Annotated in this window: 1 protein-coding gene; it reads left to right on the top strand. The window is 47.2% G+C overall.

The window, feature by feature from the left end:
• The coding region (locus A3739_RS30110; protein WP_197472433.1) for a hypothetical protein at positions 1 to 721 on the top strand (721 nt) is incomplete at both ends.

Below are 721 nucleotides of genomic sequence, written 5' to 3'. Positions count from 1 at the left end.
CGAAACAGCAGTGGTTCAGGGCATCACTATTAGTGGTGTGCCTGAAGGTGTGCTGCTATCTTCCGGTGTAAATCAGAGTGGTGGCGTTTGGTCGTTAACAGAGGCTGAGCTAGTCGGATTGACCTTGACGCCAATTGAGCACCAAGATGATAACTTTACGCTTACAGTTGATGTCACTACTGACGATATCAATCATCCCTCATTGAGTGACAGTGTCGAGGTTGATATTCGCGCCCAAGCAGATCAACCACAGCTGACCGTCTATGATGCTCAAACGTCAATTAACCAGTCCGTCGAACTGAATATAACGCCCGCGTTAGTTGATATGGATGGATCTGAACAGATCGATCATATCGTTATTACAGGCTTGCCAGAGGGGGCAACACTATCTGCTGGTTCTGCACAGTTGGATGGAAGTGTTCACTTAACGGAAGCCGAATTGACTGGACTGACCCTGCAACCTGCCACGGATGACGATAATGATTTTGTACTCTCGGTGCAGATTCATATAACTGACACTGATAGTGACACAGGAGCACAGGACAGCGCTTATATAGAGGCCGATTTAGCAGTGAGTTTCAACGATACGTCTGTGATTGATGGTCTGCTTGGCGATCCACTTAATAGCAGTGTTAGCACTGATGAAGACACGGCAGTAGCGTTAGAACTTGGTCCGATTACACCTGCGGACAGTGATGAGACGTTATCGTCTTTAACTATC

The organism is Oleiphilus sp. HI0067 (assembly GCF_001635735.1).
The sequence above is the reverse complement of the archived record's forward strand: the minus strand, read 5'-3'. Positions and strand labels throughout refer to the sequence as shown.